Source organism: Ohtaekwangia sp., assembly GCF_036786105.1.
In the GTDB taxonomy this organism is placed as follows: Bacteria; Bacteroidota; Bacteroidia; order Cytophagales; family Cyclobacteriaceae; genus Ohtaekwangia.
On sequence record NZ_DAIQRQ010000035.1, the window covers coordinates 32,803 to 51,690 of the forward strand.

The 18,888-nt window shown below is 44.7% G+C and carries 15 protein-coding genes and 1 riboswitch; of the genes, 6 read left to right on the forward strand and 9 right to left on the reverse strand.

Annotated features, from left to right (window positions below; genetic code table 11):
• The first annotated feature begins 48 nt into the window (after positions 1–48).
• The 3 genes from purD to V7Q33_RS14800 are packed head-to-tail and all read left to right on the forward strand — an operon-like array spanning position 49 to position 3,288.
• Positions 49–1,338: a phosphoribosylamine--glycine ligase gene (purD, locus tag V7Q33_RS14790; protein ID WP_333820319.1), complete on the forward strand. Its 1,290-nt coding sequence runs from the start codon at positions 49–51 to the stop codon at positions 1,336–1,338.
• 4 nt (positions 1,339–1,342) lie between these two features.
• Positions 1,343–2,812: a regulatory iron-sulfur-containing complex subunit RicT gene (gene ricT, locus V7Q33_RS14795; protein ID WP_442945957.1), complete on the forward strand. Its 1,470-nt coding sequence runs from the start codon at positions 1,343–1,345 to the stop codon at positions 2,810–2,812.
• 23 nt (positions 2,813–2,835) lie between these two features.
• Positions 2,836–3,288 (forward strand): gliding motility lipoprotein GldH, encoded by a 453-nt coding sequence (locus tag V7Q33_RS14800; protein WP_331975487.1) that lies wholly within the window; start codon positions 2,836–2,838, stop codon positions 3,286–3,288.
• Positions 3,289–3,368: 80 nt separating this feature from the next.
• Here V7Q33_RS14800 and V7Q33_RS14805 read toward each other — a convergent pair whose 3' ends face one another.
• The 7 genes from V7Q33_RS14805 to V7Q33_RS14835 all read right to left on the reverse strand — a co-directional run bounded on the left by V7Q33_RS14805 (position 3,369) and on the right by V7Q33_RS14835 (position 11,696).
• Positions 3,369–4,391 (reverse strand): hypothetical protein, encoded by a 1,023-nt coding sequence (locus V7Q33_RS14805; RefSeq protein WP_333820320.1) that lies wholly within the window; start codon positions 4,389–4,391, stop codon positions 3,369–3,371.
• Positions 4,392–4,592: 201 nt separating this feature from the next.
• Positions 4,593–4,955 (reverse strand): hypothetical protein, encoded by a 363-nt coding sequence (locus tag V7Q33_RS14810; RefSeq protein WP_333820321.1) that lies wholly within the window; start codon positions 4,953–4,955, stop codon positions 4,593–4,595.
• A gap of 317 nt (positions 4,956–5,272) precedes the next feature.
• Complete coding sequence (locus tag V7Q33_RS14815; protein ID WP_333820322.1) at positions 5,273–6,502, reverse strand: homoserine dehydrogenase; 1,230 nt, start codon at positions 6,500–6,502, stop codon at positions 5,273–5,275.
• A complete protein-coding gene (locus V7Q33_RS14820; RefSeq protein WP_331975480.1) occupies positions 6,499–7,545 on the reverse strand; it encodes a homoserine O-acetyltransferase family protein in 1,047 nt (348 codons plus the stop codon). Before V7Q33_RS14820 ends, V7Q33_RS14815 begins: the two co-directional genes overlap by 4 nt.
• A 73-nt stretch (positions 7,546–7,618) precedes the next feature.
• A complete protein-coding gene (locus V7Q33_RS14825) occupies positions 7,619–8,941 on the reverse strand; it encodes an O-acetylhomoserine aminocarboxypropyltransferase/cysteine synthase family protein (protein ID WP_331975478.1) in 1,323 nt (440 codons plus the stop codon).
• A gap of 279 nt (positions 8,942–9,220) precedes the next feature.
• Positions 9,221–9,338: riboswitch (SAM riboswitch) on the reverse strand.
• 120 nt (positions 9,339–9,458) lie between these two features.
• Positions 9,459–11,222 (reverse strand): tetratricopeptide repeat-containing sensor histidine kinase, encoded by a 1,764-nt coding sequence (locus V7Q33_RS14830; RefSeq protein ID WP_331975476.1) that lies wholly within the window; start codon positions 11,220–11,222, stop codon positions 9,459–9,461.
• Positions 11,223–11,243: 21 nt separating this feature from the next.
• A complete protein-coding gene (locus V7Q33_RS14835) occupies positions 11,244–11,696 on the reverse strand; it encodes a DinB family protein (protein ID WP_333820323.1) in 453 nt (150 codons plus the stop codon).
• 126 nt (positions 11,697–11,822) lie between these two features.
• Here V7Q33_RS14835 and V7Q33_RS14840 point away from each other — a divergent pair, with 126 nt between their 5' ends.
• Both V7Q33_RS14840 and V7Q33_RS14845 read left to right on the forward strand, forming a co-directional pair.
• A complete protein-coding gene (locus V7Q33_RS14840) occupies positions 11,823–13,532 on the forward strand; it encodes a GMC family oxidoreductase (RefSeq protein WP_333820324.1) in 1,710 nt (569 codons plus the stop codon).
• Between the two features lie 48 nt (positions 13,533–13,580).
• Entirely contained in the window at positions 13,581–14,183 is a 603-nt protein-coding gene (locus V7Q33_RS14845; protein ID WP_333820325.1) for a gluconate 2-dehydrogenase subunit 3 family protein, read from the forward strand.
• 183 nt (positions 14,184–14,366) lie between these two features.
• Here V7Q33_RS14845 and fabG read toward each other — a convergent pair whose 3' ends face one another.
• Positions 14,367–15,113: a 3-oxoacyl-[acyl-carrier-protein] reductase gene (gene fabG / locus V7Q33_RS14850; RefSeq protein ID WP_333820326.1), complete on the reverse strand. Its 747-nt coding sequence runs from the start codon at positions 15,111–15,113 to the stop codon at positions 14,367–14,369.
• A 179-nt stretch (positions 15,114–15,292) separates the two neighbouring features.
• On the opposite strand from fabG, the gene lpdA reads away from it, so the two are divergent.
• Entirely contained in the window at positions 15,293–16,684 is a 1,392-nt protein-coding gene (gene lpdA / locus V7Q33_RS14855) for a dihydrolipoyl dehydrogenase (protein WP_333820327.1), read from the forward strand.
• A 78-nt stretch (positions 16,685–16,762) separates the two neighbouring features.
• Here the strand turns inward: lpdA and V7Q33_RS14860 are convergent.
• A partial coding sequence (locus V7Q33_RS14860; protein WP_333820328.1) for a TonB-dependent receptor occupies positions 16,763–18,888 on the reverse strand: 2,126 nt, incomplete at its 5' end.

Below are 18,888 nucleotides of genomic sequence, written 5' to 3' on the forward strand. Positions count from 1 at the left end.
TAAACGATTTCGGGACTATCTTTGGGATTCAACAAGATTTTGAATTTCATGAATATACTTATAATTGGTAATGGCGGTCGGGAGCATGCCCTGGCCTGGAAAATAAAACAAAGTCCACAGTGCGATAAACTTTATGTAGCCCCCGGTAACCCAGGCACAGCACAGGTGGCCGAGAATGTAGCGATCCATGCAGATGATTTTGCAAAGCTCGGGCAGTTTTGCCTGGATAAAGCGATTGATCTGGTTGTAGTAGGTCCAGAAGCTCCTCTCGTAAAAGGTATCCGCGATTTCTTTGAGGCTGATCCCAAACTGAGCGGTATATTGATGGTAGGCCCCGGCAAAATCGGGGCGCAGCTCGAAGGCAGCAAAGACTTCTCCAAGCAGTTTATGGTGCGCAACAACATTCCTACGGCCAAGGCACGCACGTTTCAGGCACAAGATCTCGAACAGGCTTTCGACTATATCGCTACCTGCAAGCCTCCTATTGTGCTTAAAGCAGACGGTTTGGCAGCAGGTAAAGGTGTTATCATCAGCCTGAGTCAGGCAGAAGCAAAGGCAGTCATCAAGGAAATGCTGGTGAACAAGAAATTTGGTGAAGCCAGTGCCAAGGTGTTAATCGAAGAATTTCTCAATGGCATTGAGCTTTCTGTTTTTGTGCTTACCGATGGAAAGGATTATGTTATTCTTCCTGAAGCAAAAGATTACAAACGCATTGGCGATGGTGATACCGGCCCCAATACAGGTGGAATGGGAGCTGTTTCGCCCGTTGTATTTGCTACCCGTGCCTTTATGAAGCGCGTGGAAGATGAAGTGGTAAAACCGACTATAGAAGGTTTGCGGAAGGATGGTATCGATTATAAGGGATTCATCTTTGTAGGTTTGATGAATGTTGGTGGAACTCCGTATGTGATTGAATACAATGCCCGTATGGGCGACCCGGAAACGCAAGCCGTAATGCCACGCATCAAGAGTGATTTTCTTGATCTGCTGGTGGCTGCTGCAAAAGGTACGCTGAAAGGTAAAACCATTGAGATCGATGAGCAGCATGCTGTTACTATTGCACTGGTATCGGGTGGCTATCCGGGAGAATATGAGAAGGGAAAAGTAATACGTGGTTTACATCCTGATCATTCGCGTGCGCTGGTGTTTCATGCAGGAACCAAACAACACCAGGAACATGTAGTAACAGAAGGTGGACGTGTGCTCGCTATTTCCGGCAAAGGAAACTCACTGAACGAAGCCAGAGAGAAAGCATACGAGACAGCCGGAAAGATTGAATGGGACGGCCTGTATTTCCGTAAGGATATAGGACAGGATTTATTAAACTATAAAGTTTAAGACCATGGGATGCGCATGTGGATCCGTAAAGGACAAGAACGGCAAAACAGCCGGCTGCAATAACAACGGCGCCTGCGGAACAGGTGGTTGTAATAAAATGAATGTATTCGATTGGCTGTCGAATATGGATATGCCAACGGAAGACAGATTCAATGTGGTAGAAGTTCGCTTCAAGAACGGTCGCAAGGAATTTTTCAGAAATACAGACAAGCTCAATCTCACCACGGGCGATCCGGTGGTGGTGGAAGTACCCAATGGCCATCATATAGGGTATGTATCGTTGCAGGGTGAACTTGTTCGCCTGCAGATGCAAAAGAAGAAGATTGCCAATGATGGTGAGATCAAAAAGATATACCGTATTGCACATCAGAAAGACCTCGAGAAATTTGAAGAGGTGAAGAAGCGTGAGATGCCAACGCTATACCGCACGCGTGAGATCATTCGTGATCTTAAACTCGAAATGAAGCTCTCGGATATTGAATACCAGGCCGACAATATCAAAGCTACTTTTTTTTATTCTGCCGATGATCGTGTAGATTTTCGTGAGCTTATAAAATTACTCGCGGGTGAATTTAAGATTCGTGTAGAGATGCGGCAGATAAGCCTGCGCCAGGAAGCAGGTCGCCTGGGAGGTATAGGTGTATGCGGACGCGAGTTGTGCTGCTCGACCTGGCTGAGCGATTTTAAGAACGTTGCTACAAGCGCTGCACGCTACCAGAACCTTTCATTAAATCCAAGTAAACTCTCCGGACAATGCGGCCGATTGAAGTGCTGCCTCAACTATGAACTGGAGACATATATGGAAGCATTGGAAAATATACCGAAGGTAGAAGCTCCATTGCTTACCGAAAAAGGTGAAGCTATTCTGCAAAAGACGGATATATTCCGCAAGATCATGTGGTTTGGATTCAAGGAAGAAAACACCTGGTATCCGTTGAACATCGAGCGCGTGAATCACATTCTGCGCATGAACCAGGAAGGTAAAAGACCTGCTACGCTGGAGATTGATGTGGTAGAAGAGAAAATTACGGTAGGCCCGCTTAACAGCGACCTTGATCAGATGGATAAGCGATTCAAAAACAAGTCGCGTAACAAGAAGAAAAAGGGCAAAGGCGGTAATCCCAATAGTCAATCACAGCAAGGCAATACTCAGGCTAACCAGAGCAATCGTGGCAATCAGGGCAATCGCGAGAATCGGCAGAACCAGCAGAACCAGCACCGCGGTGGTCAGGGAGATATACAAGGACCACGCGAAGGTAAACAGCCTCGGCAGGGAGAGCAGCAGCAAGGCCAGCGCGAGCATCGTCAGCAGCGCCCTAATCAGGGGCAAGGCGATGTGCAGGGACCGCGCGAGAATCGTCAGAACCAAAATCGCTCTAACCAGGGTAATCAGGGACCGCGTGAGAACAGGCCGAATCGTGACAACCGCGGAGGCGGCAATCAAAATAAACCCAAGCCGGGAAATCAATCATGAGGTTTAGCTGGATCGTTTTGATCATGGCTATCCTTGTAACAGGATGCGATGATAACCGGGTATATGAACAATATACCGACTTTGAAAAAGGCTATTGGCTGGTGAATGATAAACCGGAATTTGAATTTACCATTCAGAATCCCGGTATCCGCTATAATGTATATGGCAATGTGCGCAATGCCGTTTCCTATCCATGGTCGCGCTTGTTTATGACTTACTATCTGCAGGATTCCATCGGCAATCAAATTCAGAAAAACCTCATTAATGAATTTCTGTTTGATGCCAAATCCGGAAAACCTCTTGGTAACAGTGGGCTGGGAGATATATATGATCACCGGATATTACTGCTCAAGAATTATCAATTCGCCAAACCGGGTAAATATAAAGTGAAGTTCGAGCAGTATATGCGCACAGACACCCTACAGGGCATATTAGCTGTGGGCTTGAGAGTAGAACATGCAGAGCAGGCTAACTGATATAGTATAGATAATGAAAAAATGAAAACAAAAAGGAGAGCCTCGGCTCTCCTTTTTGTTTTCAGCATATAGAGTTATACTTATTTCGCAAAGCGAATGGCATACGACACAGACAACAGCCAGTCTGCAAAGGCAGCATCGCCATGTACATCTTTACCGTCATTGTTCTGATCCTGCAGACGCTGGTCTGCCACGCTCTTGGTACGGTTACGCACCAGCGCTATCGGGAAGTTTATACCGATAATGTGCTTGCCGAATGTTACCATGGCAGAAGGTTCTGCCGAAATAATATAGCCGGGTCTTCGGAAGCCATCATTCTTGCCGATCAGGTCATGAACGGGTATACCTTCTACACGACCTCCCACACCTATCTGGAATTTTTTAATTACGTAGCGTGCACCTGCGCGGAGGAACAATTGATCAGGCACTGACATTACCGCTTCGTAGGGATTGCTTCGATTTGTCAACGTGCCGTTGGTATTACGAGGGTTGAACAAGTATGATCCGTTGGTATAAACGAACACATTGCGTTGAACCTGGCGGAGGAGATCTACTTCAAGGATTACACCCAGGCCACCATCACCCGGTTGAATGGATTGATCCACCGCTCTTCTTACAAACGTTCCATTTACATACGCATCATCCTGAAAGTTATAGTTACCGGTAGGCAGCTTCACACCTAAGCCCACCATAAGATTTCCTTTGTGGCTGGCAGGAATAACAGAATAATAACCCATCAGGCGAATATCACCGAGACCTTTTGATGTTACATAGTGGCGTTCTGGTACACGTTGTCCATTCGCATCACGCGGGCGTGAAGAACGATCGATATATACCATCGGTACGCCAATGGATACTGACCACCGGCTGTTGATGGTATAGTTGGCACCCAGAATAATGGAGTTATCGTGGTTGATAACGTTCGTGTTCTCTTCAATTCGTTCCTTGTCTTCTTCCTTGCCTGTGAAGTGCCGGAATGACTTAAAGTAGCGATAGTTCATAGAGAATTGCCAGCCACCACGGCTTGTACTATCGAATACCAGCGAACAGGAAGACATGTTTCGTACGGCAACGCATCCCTGCGCAAAGACGGTAGTATTCATAGATATAAAAGCGCATATAACTATAAACAGTAAGTAAAGATTCTTTTTCATAAAGTATATTTAGAGTATACGAATAATCAACTCCAGTCCGCAAAGCAAATCGGGTTGTATTCAGATTTAATAATGATAATAAGATAAAGTATAGCGTAGTAACAACATATAGTTGTTAAACTATATCATGGTAACAAAAGAGCGTGGGGATTAGCTGTAAAGTTCAGGAGGCGGTGAGTCGATGGAGCGATCGCTTTCCTGAACAGGAGCTGTTGTTACCGCAAAGTATTGTTGCGAGGTGAAGGCATGAAGCGGTGATACAGAAAGCTTCTCGTTCGATTGATAATCTTTAAAGATCTTGGCCAGAAAACTGAAAGCCTGCTTTGAACCTACCGGTAAATTATTAGCTAGCTTGGAGTAATCAGAAAGCGATTCTTCAATAAGCCTGGCTTCTTTATCTTTTATGCAAACCACAAACAACGTATCGTTTTCCAGTTTTTGTTTTACGAGCTTATAGTAATCACCCCCATATTCAAAATCTCCATGCACAGGTTGGTAACTGCCATCGCTCACTGGATAAGGAAGAGAGAATGGAATGGCAAGTATAATTGACTCGTGCTGACTATAATCGGAGGCATGTAAACGGGCGAGAAAATCTTCTTTTGCTTGTTGTTTAATGCACCAGAATACAAGATAGTAGCCCCCTGTGTTAAACAGGAAAACAAGCAGAAAGAATATAGCAGCTACTCTTTTCAGGTTTAGGGGCTTTTGATTGGTATTAACATAGTTAACAAAAAGCCCTGTTAAAGCAAAATAGACCGTTGATATACGGTCTATTTTTGCAATGTTTTTTTTCGGGTTCCTCCATTAGAAACCCCGTAATATATATGTTATGCCAACAATGCTTCCTGCCGCGTAGATGTTTTAACAGGAATGAATTGACTGTTGGGCGCCAGAATAATACCAATACCGGGTGTCTGCGACCATTGTTTGAGTTTTGATAATTTTACCTGGCCCACCATGTACTGCTTGCCATTGGCAGCATAGCCAGATTGAAATTGTTCGAAGTCGTTGATGGAGACCTTTGTACTTTCATCAAAGCTGATATAGGCTTCAACAATTAGCTCGTTGGAGAATTCGAAGCGATCGGCCTGATGCAGTTTTTTATATTCATACGTATAGTCGTACGATAGAGCAGAAAGATCGGAGAGTACAGCTGATCCGGTTGGGTAACTTCCTGCACCTTTACCAATAAAGAGTTGCTTTTCAGCAAACGCTCCCTGCACTTGTACGGCATTGTATTCGTTGCGTACGGATGCCAGTGGATTGTGTGCTTCAATGAATTGAGGTGCTACAAAACCGTATACCTTATTATCAAGGCGGAAAGAACGTGCAATCAGTTTTATAGTATAATTATTGTCGCGGGCAAATTTCAGATCAAGGTCAGAGATTTTATCGATGCCTATATTAATTACATCTTCCGGTTTTGTGAATAAACCGAATGTATGCGCTATCGCGATTACCAGTTTATACTTTGGGTCATATCCTTTTACATCGAGGCTGGGGTCGCTTTCGGCAAAGCCAAGCTCCTGCGCTTTCTTCAGGGCATCGGCATAGGTCTTCTTCTCATCGAAAACCTTTGTTAATATATAGTTGGTCGAGCCGTTAAATATACCTTCAATGCTGTTTAATAAATCATTGTCGTAATATTCTTCCAGGTTACGGAGAATGGGTATACTTCCGCAAACAGCACCTTCATACAAAACAGGCTTGCCGTATTTCTGTTGGAGATTATATATTTCCTCAAGATGTTCGGCCAGCATTTTTTTATTGGCCGTTACTACAGCCTTTCCGCGTTCCAGTGCGGTTTTTACAATTTCGTAAGCAGCGTTTGCATCATCGATCAGCTCAACTACTACATCGATCTCTGCGTCATTCAGAATTTCTTCTTTATCGAACGTAAAGAAATCATCCTTTACCGGACGTGTTTTGTTTTTACTCTTTACACAAACTTTTTTGATCTCTGCCTGAACACCACCATGTGTTTCATGCAAAACGTGATACAGACCCTGACCCACACATCCGAATCCAAAGAGACCTAACTTCAATTTTCTTCTCATGATAATACCGTGCTAAATTTTCTCTGTTGATAAAACTGTTTTATGATCGTGTCCAATTGCTCGAACTCTACTAAAAATCCATCGTGCCCATACAGTGACGTAAGTTCAGCGTATTGCGCCTGTGGTATATTTTCCGCAAGAAATTTCTGCTCGCCTACCGGGAAAAGAAAATCTGTATCGATGGCTACGACCAGTGTCTTGGCTTTTATAGTATGCAAAGCTTCTTTTATACCGGCACGGCTTCTCCCTACATTATGGCTGTCCATAATTTTAGAAAGCGTCCAATAAGAAAATGCATTGAAACGGTTTACCAGTTTTTGTCCCTGGTAACGCTGATAGGTAGCCGCACGATATTCATCCAGTTTGTCGTTGGTCTTTTCAGCTTGTGTCTGGTTGAATGTTTCATAGTAACGGTACGAGATCATCCCGATGGCGCGTGCTGCCTTGAGTCCTTCTGATCCGGCACGTATATCATTCTCTTTCCACGTAGGATCAGCCTCTATAGCCAATCGCTGTGCTTCATTGAATGCTATACCCCATGGAGAATGGAATGCGTTGCACGCCATGGGAATTATATACTCAAAAACTTCAGGTTGTTGTATTGCCCACTCCACTACCTGCTGTCCGCCGAGCGATCCACCCAATAAGGTATATACCTTCTCGATCTGCAATTCCTGACGAAGAAGATCGAACGCGCGAACTACATCGCGGTTGGTGATCAGCGGAAAGCTGTGGTAGAATGGTTTGCCGGTTTCGGGGTTGATTGAAAGAGGCCCGGTAGATCCATAACATCCACCCAATATATTCGCACAGATAATGAAATGATCTTTAGGATCGAAAGCACTTCCGGCACGGAACAGATCACCCCACCAATCCGTAAAATCAGAACTGCCGGTTAAAGCATGGCATACCCATACAATGTTAGAGCGGTCGTGGTTGAGTTTACCGAGTGTGGTATATTTCAGCTGAAAGCCGGGAAGTATGTTGCCCGACTCCAATTCAAATGGATGATGATAATGAAAGGTGTGATCGTGTTTTTCCATGGTGGTGGCAGTGCTTCATCCGCTCCCTCTCTCCGGTAAAGGAGAGAGGACGGATGCTTATTTAAAACTTAAACTAGGATACTAATTCGCCCTGGTATACTTTCTCAAACGCCTGCTGCAGATCGGCTTTGATATCGTCTATATGTTCTATCCCTGCAGAGATTCTTAATAATGTTGGCAATACACCTGCTGTGATTTGCTCTTCTTCGGTTAATTGCTGATGCGTAGTGGCCGAAGGCTGTATAATCAGTGTTTTTGCATCGCCTACGTTTGCCAGATGGCTTACGAGCTTCAGGCTGTCTACAAATTTAGCGGTGTGTTCTTTGGTGCCTTTTAATGTGAAAGAGAGCACAGCGCCGAAGCCATTGCGTAAATATTTTTTAGCGAGCTTGTGATAGGTGCTGCTGGTAAGGCCCGGATAATTTACACTCTCCACCAGATCGTGTTGTTCAAGCCATTGTGCCAAGGCAAGCGCATTGTCAACAGAGCGTTGCACGCGCAGGGAAAGTGTTTCCAAACCTTGCAGTAACAGGAATGAGTTGAAAGGACTCAGTGAGGGGCCGAAGTCGCGAAGACCTTCTACGCGTGTGCGGATGATGAAGGCTATATTCGGTAAACCAAGAGGATTTCCTTCACCGAATACTTCCCAGAATTTCAAGCCATGATAACCTTCCGATGGTTCTGTGAACTGCGGGAATTTTCCATTGCCCCAATTATAGTTCCCTCCATCTACAATAACTCCGCCTATAGAGGTGCCGTGGCCACCAATCCACTTCGTAGCAGATTCAACCACTACATTGGCTCCATGCTCAATCGGGCGGAATAAATATCCGGCAGCACCAAATGTATTGTCTACTATCAATGGCAGATCATGCTTGCGGGCAACCGCAGCAATCGCTTCGAAGTCGGGTATATTAAAACCGGGGTTACCAATCGTTTCAAGAAACAATGCCTTTGTTTTTTTGTCGATCAGTTTTTCAAATGCTTCTGCTTTATCGCCTTCTGCAAAACGCACTTCTATACCCAGTCGCTTGAAAGCAACTTTAAATTGGTTGTACGTGCCGCCATAAAGAAATGAAGTAGAAACAAAATTGTCGCCTGCCTGCAGAATGTTATTCAAGGCAAGAAATTGTGCAGCTTGCCCGGAGCCGGTAGCCAGTGCAGCTACTCCGCCTTCCAACGCTGCAATACGTTTTTCAAAAACATCTGTGGTGGGGTTCATGATGCGCGTGTAGATGTTGCCGAATTCTTTCAAGGCAAAAAGATTAGCGCCATGTTCAGAGTCTTTGAATGTATAGGACGTAGTCTGATAAATGGGCACAGCACGGGAGCGGGTGGTGGGATCAATCTCCTGGCCTGCATGTAATTGAAGGGTTTCGAAATGTAAATTTGACATAACTATATATTTGTTGGGTTGTCGTAATTGTTTTAAGAAAAAGAATTTTTGATGTAGCCGTAACCGTGCCTGTCACCTGGCAGATCGTGAGGCTAGTGTGTTGCTGAAAGCGGTGCGCTTAAAGATTAACAGCAACAGCACGTGCAACAACACGCGTTGTTGGCGCACATGCAAATGAAATTACGAATGATGATGTTGAATGTCTCGGATAAATAAGCACGAAGGCTATGCAAGCCTTTTCCTGAAATGATGTTGTTGATGATGCTTTTCATTTTCATCGGTTTATATTTCCCGGCGTGGACCATCCACACCGGAGTCAGGATTTAGCACCTTTTCCCTGTTGGGAGTGGTTGCTAGCGCTTCTCAGAGCCTGTCTCTCCGCGCTTCTTTATAAATCGATCAAGCAAGAGTGCTTATTCGACTTTGATGTCACAAACGTAGAGCCTGAAAAAGTTGTTTCCAAGCCCGACCGGAAAATTTTTTTTGTTATAACTGCATACAACCGTTAGTAAATGCCTTACAGTATAGACTGGCGGCCAAAAAATGGCAGTTTTACCGTAAAAGATGTTCCCTGAAAAACTTCACTTTTAAACGATACATCGCCGTGAAGCCGCTCTACCGCACGCTTTAGTATATATAGCCCAAGGCCGGTTCCCTCCACACGGTCGTTGGCGCGGAAGAACATATTGAACACTTTCGTCTGCAATAGTGGATCTATACCAATGCCATTATCCGTGACAATAATGATCAGTGATTGCTCATCACGCGCAATGGAAATGTGAACAATTGGCTCCTTATCAGGCATGGAATACTTGATCGCATTTTCAATGAGATTCTGTAAAATAGTATTTACTATGGCCCATTCTGAGTAAAATTCCAGGTTGGGCTCGATCTCTATTTTAAATGATATGCGTTTGAAGTTGTCGAGAAATTGATAGGTGTTAATACAGTCGTGCAGCAGTGTTTCAAAATCGATCTTTGTTTTGTTTACTTCCGCATGATTCATCCGTGTGAGGTTGATGAGATCAAGCACAATGTTATCGATACGCAGAATCTGTGATTGATACATATCTATATACTTCTGCAGCTTTTCATCTTTTACCTCATACTTCATCAGGTTGTTCAAGCCAAGCAAAGAAGATATAGGTCCTTTCAAATCGTGCGATACCCGGTAAAAAAATGAATCGAGTTCTGCATTTTTCTTTTCGATGATCTCGGTTTTGCTACGTTGTATCTCTGCTTCAAGCTCCAATACCTTTACTTTCGATATTGCTTCATAACTCTTTACTGTTTTGTGTGTATCCGTGGCAATAATCGCTTCCTTGATGTGTATATACTGCTCCAGAAAATGCAACGCCTCATCTAATTTACCTTCGCTTTTGGCAACATGGTGCAGATTATATACCGATTTGTAGCGTATAACCCGGATGTTATACTGATCGGCCACCTGTTGTGCGAGCAAAAGTAATTTTCGTGCCTCTTCAAATTGACGCAGCTCATGCATTAACACACCTAATTTATTATAGGCCATGGCTATGCCTAACTTGTCGCCAACCTCAAGCTGTATTTTCAAACAATGGTTGAGATCCTGCAGGGCTTCGTCAAAGCGTTTAAGCTTGATAAATACTTTTCCCCGGCCGTAGAGCGCAAAGGCGAGTCCGCGCACATCGTTCGTTTGCTCTTTTAGTGAAATGCTTTTTTCTATAGTAGCGAGCGCCAGGTCGTGCAGACCGCGTTTGAGATATATACCGGATAACGGGTTGTAAGCATTAGACTCCAGCGTAGGGTCGCCCGCTAATTTACTGGCGGCAACAGAGCTCAGGTACGAGTCAATGGCATTTTCCTGATCATCGAGGTATTCGTAGATCGTACCCAGCGATTTCAGTACCCTCGCTTCGTTATAGTGGTCGCTGATCTTGCGATATAAAAAAAGGCAATCGAGCAGGAAGATTAACCCCAAATGAAAATTGTCAGTTTTGTAGTGCACACCGGCAATGGCATATTTGGCGTCACCGATGCCTTTAAGATCGTGATGTGAGTCAAAGAACGTTAGTGCTTCTTCTGCATTCGACAATGATTTTTGATGCTCACCGAGTATCATGTGATACAGTGCCAGTTGATTTTTGGCCAACGCACAAAGCTCGCTGCTGTCGGCCTGTTCGCCCAGTTTTACAACCTGTTCTGCCAGGGCTATACTTTTTTGAAGATTGTTGATGCGGCATGCAAATGCCTCGCGTAACAAAGCCTTTCCTTCTTCCAGTTTAACGTCAGTCGTACCCATTCGCTCCATCCTGTTAACCTTTCATATCGTTTTCTTCAGGAGAACGATCTGCCCCAGGTGGTATAGATCGTGGTGTATAATTCCAGATAACAACGTGTAAAATGTATAGTTATATTCTCCAGGAGAAATTTTTTCATCCAGCCGCTGTTGCGGAAATTGTAACAGTGCCTGCAAAAGAGCGGCCTGGCTTTCTTCCAGATTGCGTACCACTATATTCCAATCTGATAGTGTAGGAAAATTCTGTTCATCACTTACTTTATAATCTGTATCGCCCCGCAGCCTATGCGTTACAAACGTACGCCAGGCAGTCATATGTGCAACCAACTCGATAATGCTATGAGTTGCGGGAAGGCGATGGTGCGCTTGCTGTGGAGTAATATCCGCTAATACTTCTTTCACAGCAGGGCCATGCCACGCATTTTTTTCGAATGTGTTTTGCAGCGCGTGTGCTAAATGAAGGATTTCACTTTCCATACATGACCATTGACAGATAAAAATACATTAATCTGTTTTAAAAGACTCTGTCCATGTAAAAAGCATGCTAAATATTTTCACTGGTGAATTAAGTCGTTAACTTGATTTCTCAAATTAAACCAGACCATGAACCTTAATATTGACGCGCAAAAACAAAATACTTACGATGCGATTGTTGTAGGTACGGGCATCAGCGGAGGCTGGGCAGCCAAGGAGCTCACAGAGAAAGGATTGAAAACCCTGGTGTTGGAAAGAGGCAGAGATGTAAAGCATCAGGTTGATTACCCCACCATGACAAAAGACCCCTGGCAATTGCCGCATGCGAACCGGTTAACAGAAGAAGAATTAAAATTTTATCCGGTACAATCCAGAACGCATTGGCTAAACCAGGCGAATAAACATTGGTGGGTGAATGATCTGGAAAATCCCTATACGGAAGTAAAACCGTTTGATTGGATTCGTGGCTACCATGCCGGCGGTCGTTCCATTATGTGGGGCAAACAAACCTATCGTTTATCTGATCTTGACTTTGAAGCCAATGCAAAAGAAGGCGTAGGTGTTGATTGGCCTATTCGCTATAAAGATCTCGCACCCTGGTATGATTATGTTGAATCATTCATTGGCGTAAGCGGACGCACAGAAGGTATACCTCACCTTCCCGATGGTAAATTTCTTCCGCCAATGGATTTGAATTGTGTAGAAGAAGTTTTTCGCGACAAGCTTGCCGAGAAATTCAATGGAAGAAAGCTGACAATCGGACGCGTAGCGCACTTAACAGCGCCATTGCCACACGATAAAAGCCGCGGTGTATGTCAGTCGCGAAATATGTGCGATCGTGGGTGCCCGTATGGTGCATACTTCAGCAGCAATGCTTCAACATTACCGGCCGCTATGAAGACAGGTAACATGACGTTGCGTCCTCATTCTATTGTACACTCGGTTATCTATGACGATAAGAAGGGTAAAGCTGCAGGTGTTCGTGTACTGGATGCCAATACAAAAGAAGAAATAGAATTTTATGCGAAGATCATTTTCCTGAATGCTTCTACGCTGGGTAGTACATTTATACTGTTGAACTCTGTTTCCACAACCCATGCCAACGGGCTGGGTGCAGGCAGCGGACAACTCGGTCACAACCTGATGGATCATCAATACCGCACCGGAGCAGAAGCCGATGTAGAAGGGTTTGAGGATAAATACTATATCGGCAGGAGACCCAATGGCATATATATACCACGCTTCCGAAATATAGGTAACGACAAACGTACGGACTATCTGCGTGGCTTTGGCTACCAGGGTAGTGCAAGTCGAGAAAGCTGGTCGCGGGGAGTAGCTGAAATGGCTTTTGGCGAAGAACTCAAGAATGCATTAACAACACCCGGCCCATGGAAGATCGGTATCACCGGCTTTGGCGAATGTTTACCGTATCATGAAAATAAAGTGTCGCTCAATACCGATAAGAAAGATATATATGGACTGCCTACGCTCAACATCGATGCTGAGTGGAAAGAGAATGAAAAGGCGATGCGGAAAGATATGAAAGACTCTGCCGCAGAAATGCTGGAAGCTACCGGTTTTAAAAATGTGCGCACCTACGATGTAGCCGACAACATGGGCCTCGGTATACATGAGATGGGAACCGCACGCATGGGTAAAGATCCCAAGACTTCAGTGCTCAACAAATGGAACCAGGTACACGAAGCACCGAATGTATTTGTTACTGATGGCGCTGCCATGACTTCTTCGGCATGTCAGAATCCCTCACTTACGTATATGGCATTAACGGCACGAGCAGCCGATTATGCTGTGAATGAATTGAAAAAAGGAAATCTTTAATAGTCCGGTATAAGAGAGATATATAGTTTAATATAAATAAGTACGATCATGAACAGACGCGAAATATTACAGCGCACAGCCATGGTACTGGGCTATGCTATTACAGGGCCGGCACTAACAGGCTTATTGCAAGGTTGTAAGGCAGCTCCAGACCTTAACTATACGCCAGCATTCTTTACCAAAGAACAGGCTCTGCTGGTTGCCGAACTTGCTGAAGTATTGATTCCCAAAACATCAACACCCGGTGCTAAAGATGCAGGCGTTCCTGCATTTATAGATGGCATGCTGCACGAGGTATATCCGCAGGCAGATAAAGACAGGGTTATAAAAGGCCTCACTGCGTTTGACGAAGAAGCCAAAAAGACATACGGTGATGCATTTGCTTTATGCAAACCGGAAGAACAGAAAGCACTGGTAAAGAAACATCATGAAGAAGCACTGTCAAAAGGAGCAGGTGATGCTTCTTTTGGATGGTGGCGTGCCGGTAGTGGTGGTGAAAAGCCATTTATACTTGAAATGAAAGAACTCACACTTATTGGCTTCTTTACCAGTCAGCCCGGAGCAACTGAAGTATTACAGTATAATCAGGCACCGGGGCCATTTAAAGGCTGCGTACCGCTCACGGAAGTCGGAAAAGCGTGGGCAACGTAGGAAATAGCTGCGAGTTGCTAGTTTCGAGTTGCCAGAGGTGTGATCGTTGAGACGTGGGAGTGCGCTCGATAAAATGATTTGATAAATAAATAGCGCACGCTTTCAAGCATGCGCTATTTTATTTAGGCGATTGTCATCACTCTTCCACACCGCTCATGGCCAGAGGCTGGCAGCCAGCGACTCCTAAGTAAGCATGCCGCCATCTACCTGCAGCACCTGCCCGGAAATATAGGTCGACATATCAGAGCCTAAAAACACGCAGGCATCTGCTACGTCTTCAGGTCTGCCACCGCGTTTCAACGGTATAGCATCGCGCCATGACTGTACAGTTTTAGGATCGAGTACGGCTGTCATTTCGGTTTCAATGAAGCCCGGTGCTATAGCGTTGGAGCGTATGCCGCGTGATCCAAGTTCGAGCGCTACCGACTTTGTAAAACCAATGATACCCGCTTTGGAAGCAGCATAGTTTGCCTGACCTGCGTTCCCTTTGAGACCTACTACCGAAGTCATGTTGATGATCGAACCACTTTTCTGTTTCATCATCTGTTTGGTAACAGCTTTTACAGTGTTAAAACATGACTTCAGGTTTACATTGACAACTTTGTCCCACATTTCCTCTGTCATGCGCAGAAGCAAAGTATCCTGCGTAATACCTGCATTGTTTACCAGTATATCCAGCGAACCGAAATCTGTAATTACATCGTTCACCAGCTTTTCAGCTTGTGCGTAGTCTGAAGCATCTGATCGATAACCTTTTGCCTTTACACCTTTCGCCGCCAGTTCCGCTTCCAGCGCCTGTCCCTGCTCTACGCTCGACAGGTATGTGAAGGCAACATTAGCACCTTGTTCAGCATACTTGATGGCAATTGATCTTCCGATACCTTTGGAAGCCCCGGTAACAAGGGCGGTCTTTCCCTGTAAAAGTTTCATGTTTAAAAATTCAAGGTTTAAGGTTCCCGGCACATCCAGCCGGGTCCGATAAGCGGGTCAAAAATAGACAATTCCCGCAAAATCAGCCTAAATACTCAATGTATACAATCCTTTTTTAAACGTTTATGTAAATGTAGCGTCAGCGATTATCTTTGGCAGCGAATTTTAAATACTATGCTATGTCAAAATATGATCTGATCGTAATCGGGAGTGGTCCTGGTGGATACGTTGCTGCCATTCGGGCATCTCAACTCGGAATGAAAGTGGGTGTGGTAGAAAAGGCTGAGATTGGTGGTATCTGTTTGAATTGGGGTTGCATTCCTACCAAAGCGTTATTAAAGAGTGCCAATGTATTTGAATATATCAAGCACGCGAAAGACTATGGCGTGGAAGTAAAAGACTTCAAAGCTGACTTTGATGGTATCGTGAAACGAAGCCGCGATGTTGCCGCCAGCAACAGCAAAGGCGTTCAGTTCTTATTCAAGAAGAATAAAATTGATCTGATTGAAGGCTTCGGTAAACTTAAAAAAGGCAGCAAAGTAGAAGTTACCGATGCGGCCGGTAAGAAAACAGACTACGAAGCGAAGCACATTATCCTTGCTACCGGTGGTCGTTCACGTGAGCTGCCAAGCATGAAAATCGATGGTAAAAAGATTATCGGCTACCGCGAGGCTATGGTGCTGAAAGAACAACCTAAGAAATTACTCGTAGTAGGTTCTGGTGCTATAGGCGTGGAGTTCGCTTACTTCTATAATGCACTTGGCACAGAAGTAACGATCGTTGAATTTCTGCCGCGCATTGTACCGGTAGAAGATGAAGAAGTTTCTAAAACACTGGATAAGATCTTCAAAAAAGATGGTATGAAGATCTATGTTAACTCTGAAGTTACGAAAGTAGATACATCGGGTAACGGATGTATTGCTACTGTAAAAACTCCGGATGGTGAGATCAAGCTCGAAGCTGATGTCGTTCTTTCGGCTGTTGGTGTTGCAACCAACCTGGAAGGTATAGGTCTTGAAGAAGTAGGTGTAAAAACCGATAAAGGCAAGGTGGTAGTAGATGATTTCTACAAAACTAACGTGCCCGGTATATATGCTATTGGTGATATTGTGAAAGGCCAGGCATTGGCACACGTTGCTTCCGCAGAAGGCATTATCTGCGTGGAGAAGATTGCCGGTCAGAATCCGGAGCCTCTCAACTATAACAACATTCCGGGATGTACTTACTGCTCGCCAGAGATCGCTTCTGTAGGCTATACTGAAGAAGCTGCGAAGAAAGCCGGTTACGAGATCAAAGTGGGTAAGTTCCCTTTCAGCGCATCGGGTAAAGCAAAAGCAGCCGGTGCTACCGATGGTTTTGTAAAAGTGATCTTCGATGCTAAATATGGCGAATGGTTAGGTGCTCACTTTATCGGAGCTAACGTAACAGAAATGATTGCCGAAGTTGTAGCAGCACGCAAGCTTGAAACAACCGGTCATGAAATTATCAAGTCCGTTCACCCGCACCCCACCATGAGCGAAGCTATTATGGAAGCAGCTGCTGCTGCCTATGGGGAAGTAATTCACATCTGATGATAAGATAAAGATATCATGATCTATATCATAGAAAGCCCACGGTACCGTGGGCTTTTTTATTGGGTGGCTATAGATTTAGAAAAATACGCTCACACCTGTCTTGAAAAAGAAAGGCGTTCCGGGAGTAAAGTGTATTTCGGTAACCGGATCAGTCTCGTTATACAGACGCGATTCTGTATTGAACTGTGCTTCTTTCCAGGCTACGTTGCATAAATTCTCCGCTGTAAAGCTCAGCTCAAAATGGCGCCTGGTATATTTCACCACGGCATCAGCAAGAAAATATCCTTTTGCTATCACGGAGTTATCTTCATTGGCGGGGCGGTTGCCCAGGTATCTATACCGCAGACTTCCATTCAATCCGTTCTTCAGGCGAACCGTCAATCCACCTATACTTGAAAAAGTGGGAGCAAGCGGTATAAAGTTCTGGCCTTCCGGTGCTTCTTTCGATCTGGGTTTGGTCAGATTCACGTCTGTATCAAAATATAGCCACGGCATAAGCTGCCAGCGCAGCGATACGTCAATGCCTTTGCGTCTGGTTTTACCGCTGGGCTCAACAACACCTTCATCGCCAACGTATACAAACTCCTGGTCGAGGTCCAGCATCCAGAGTGCGGTACTGAGCAACAGATCATCGCCTAACTTGAATGTACTACCCACATCTATACCATACGCTTTAGGCAGTATATCTTTGCCACTTTGAGCTACTACTACGCGCGTGTCGTTGGAATGGAATCCTATACCGGTTTTGACATATAGATTAATATTCTGCGAGGCATTGTAGCTGATGTTGAATTTAGGCGACACAATAGGTTTGCTTGCGCTTTGATGTTGGTAGTCGGTAGTGAGCGCATTAGCATAGTTAAAAGTGAAGTGATCCAATCGCACCGCGGCATTGAACGAGAGCTTGTTATTGATCTGCCACATTTCATTCACGTATGCATACAGGTTTGTTTGATCAATATCACCCCGCGTAATGTCGCTGATAAATTTTCGAGAACGCGTATGGTATAAGTGAATATCATGGATGTCATCATAACGAAATCCAATGCCCACTTTACTTTGAAGCGAAGTATTGGCAATCAATGTCTCACGGGTATAGTGCCCATGATAGCCATACATATTGCGCAATTCGCTTTGCGTGATCTGGTCGCCATTTACCGGATCATGAAGGAAAAATGTAAAGTTGGAGATGAGATTGAAATTATACTTTGTATAGTATAACTGATTCTCAAAAATTCCGCCATCGTGTTGCGTCTTTACGTGTTTGATCCATACATTGGTGCGCGATGTTTGTCCGCCTTCGGTAGGATCGATAGAGCCAAAGCGTGAGATCAATCCGCTTTCTACAGCGCGTTCTGGTATTTGCCCGGAAGCATCCCAGCCGCTGGTAAACGTTGAAAATCCAATCGTCAACATCTCGTTATCACGCAGGTATGCGTTATACTTGCTCATTATATTGACCCGGTTGAAATGTTGGTTGTTCTCAAAGAACCCATCCGTTCGAAAGTACTCAGACGCTATATAGAGATTGTTGCGTCTTTCGCCACCGGCCTTGTTAAGAACGTTAATCGCATTTACGTTTCGAAATGTACCGAAGCGACCGCCTTCTACTTTCACAAGGTTATGGTCGAGGAAGTTTTTTGTGTTAAATGACGCATATCCGGCCGTAGTAAAATCGCCTTTGTCAGCATAATATGGACCTTTGTTGAAATCTACATTTGATACTAACTCCGGGATAAGAAAGTGAAGATCAGAGTACCCCTGGCCATGGGCATGTGATACCATATTTACCGGCAACCCATCTACCTCCAGGTTGATGTCTGTGCCGTGGTCTATATCAAAGCCGCGCAAAAATATCTGTTCAGCTTTCCCTCCACCGGCATGTTGTGCTATAAACAGCCCCGGAATCATCCGCAGTATATCCTGTGATGTATTGACCGGCCGAAGTTTGATATCGATCTGCGAAATGTTATTGATGCCGTGATCGAGTTGATCCGTTACCACTACATCAGACAACAACAGATCACCAGGCTCTAATGGTATATTGAGCGTGGTTGTCTCGCCTTGCCGGACTGTTATATGTTGCGTAGAAGATGTATATCCGATGGAGGATATAGTAACATCATACTCCCCCTCGGGAATCTGCTGCATTTTAAAACGTCCTAGTTTATCGGTAGCGGTACCTCGACTCAGCGGCTGAA

Excerpts from the sequence above, each read along its gene's own strand:
- lpdA (WP_333820327.1), top strand. The coding sequence starts at position 15,293 with ATGTCAAAATATGATCTGATCGTAATCGGGAGTGGTCCTGGTGGATAC.
- purD (WP_333820319.1), top strand. The coding sequence starts at position 49 with ATGAATATACTTATAATTGGTAATGGCGGTCGGGAGCATGCCCTGGCC.
- V7Q33_RS14815 (WP_333820322.1), bottom strand. The coding sequence starts at position 6,502 with ATGAGAAGAAAATTGAAGTTAGGTCTCTTTGGATTCGGATGTGTGGGT.
- V7Q33_RS14845 (WP_333820325.1), top strand. The coding sequence starts at position 13,581 with ATGAACAGACGCGAAATATTACAGCGCACAGCCATGGTACTGGGCTAT.
- V7Q33_RS14830 (WP_331975476.1), bottom strand. The coding sequence starts at position 11,222 with ATGGGTACGACTGACGTTAAACTGGAAGAAGGAAAGGCTTTGTTACGC.
- ricT (WP_442945957.1), top strand. The coding sequence starts at position 1,343 with ATGGGATGCGCATGTGGATCCGTAAAGGACAAGAACGGCAAAACAGCC.
- V7Q33_RS14800 (WP_331975487.1), top strand. The coding sequence starts at position 2,836 with ATGGCTATCCTTGTAACAGGATGCGATGATAACCGGGTATATGAACAA.
- V7Q33_RS14820 (WP_331975480.1), bottom strand. The coding sequence starts at position 7,545 with ATGGAAAAACACGATCACACCTTTCATTATCATCATCCATTTGAATTG.
- V7Q33_RS14835 (WP_333820323.1), bottom strand. The coding sequence starts at position 11,696 with ATGGAAAGTGAAATCCTTCATTTAGCACACGCGCTGCAAAACACATTC.
- V7Q33_RS14825 (WP_331975478.1), bottom strand. The coding sequence starts at position 8,941 with ATGTCAAATTTACATTTCGAAACCCTTCAATTACATGCAGGCCAGGAG.
- V7Q33_RS14840 (WP_333820324.1), top strand. The coding sequence starts at position 11,823 with ATGAACCTTAATATTGACGCGCAAAAACAAAATACTTACGATGCGATT.
- V7Q33_RS14805 (WP_333820320.1), bottom strand. The coding sequence starts at position 4,391 with ATGAATACTACCGTCTTTGCGCAGGGATGCGTTGCCGTACGAAACATG.
- fabG (WP_333820326.1), bottom strand. The coding sequence starts at position 15,113 with ATGAAACTTTTACAGGGAAAGACCGCCCTTGTTACCGGGGCTTCCAAA.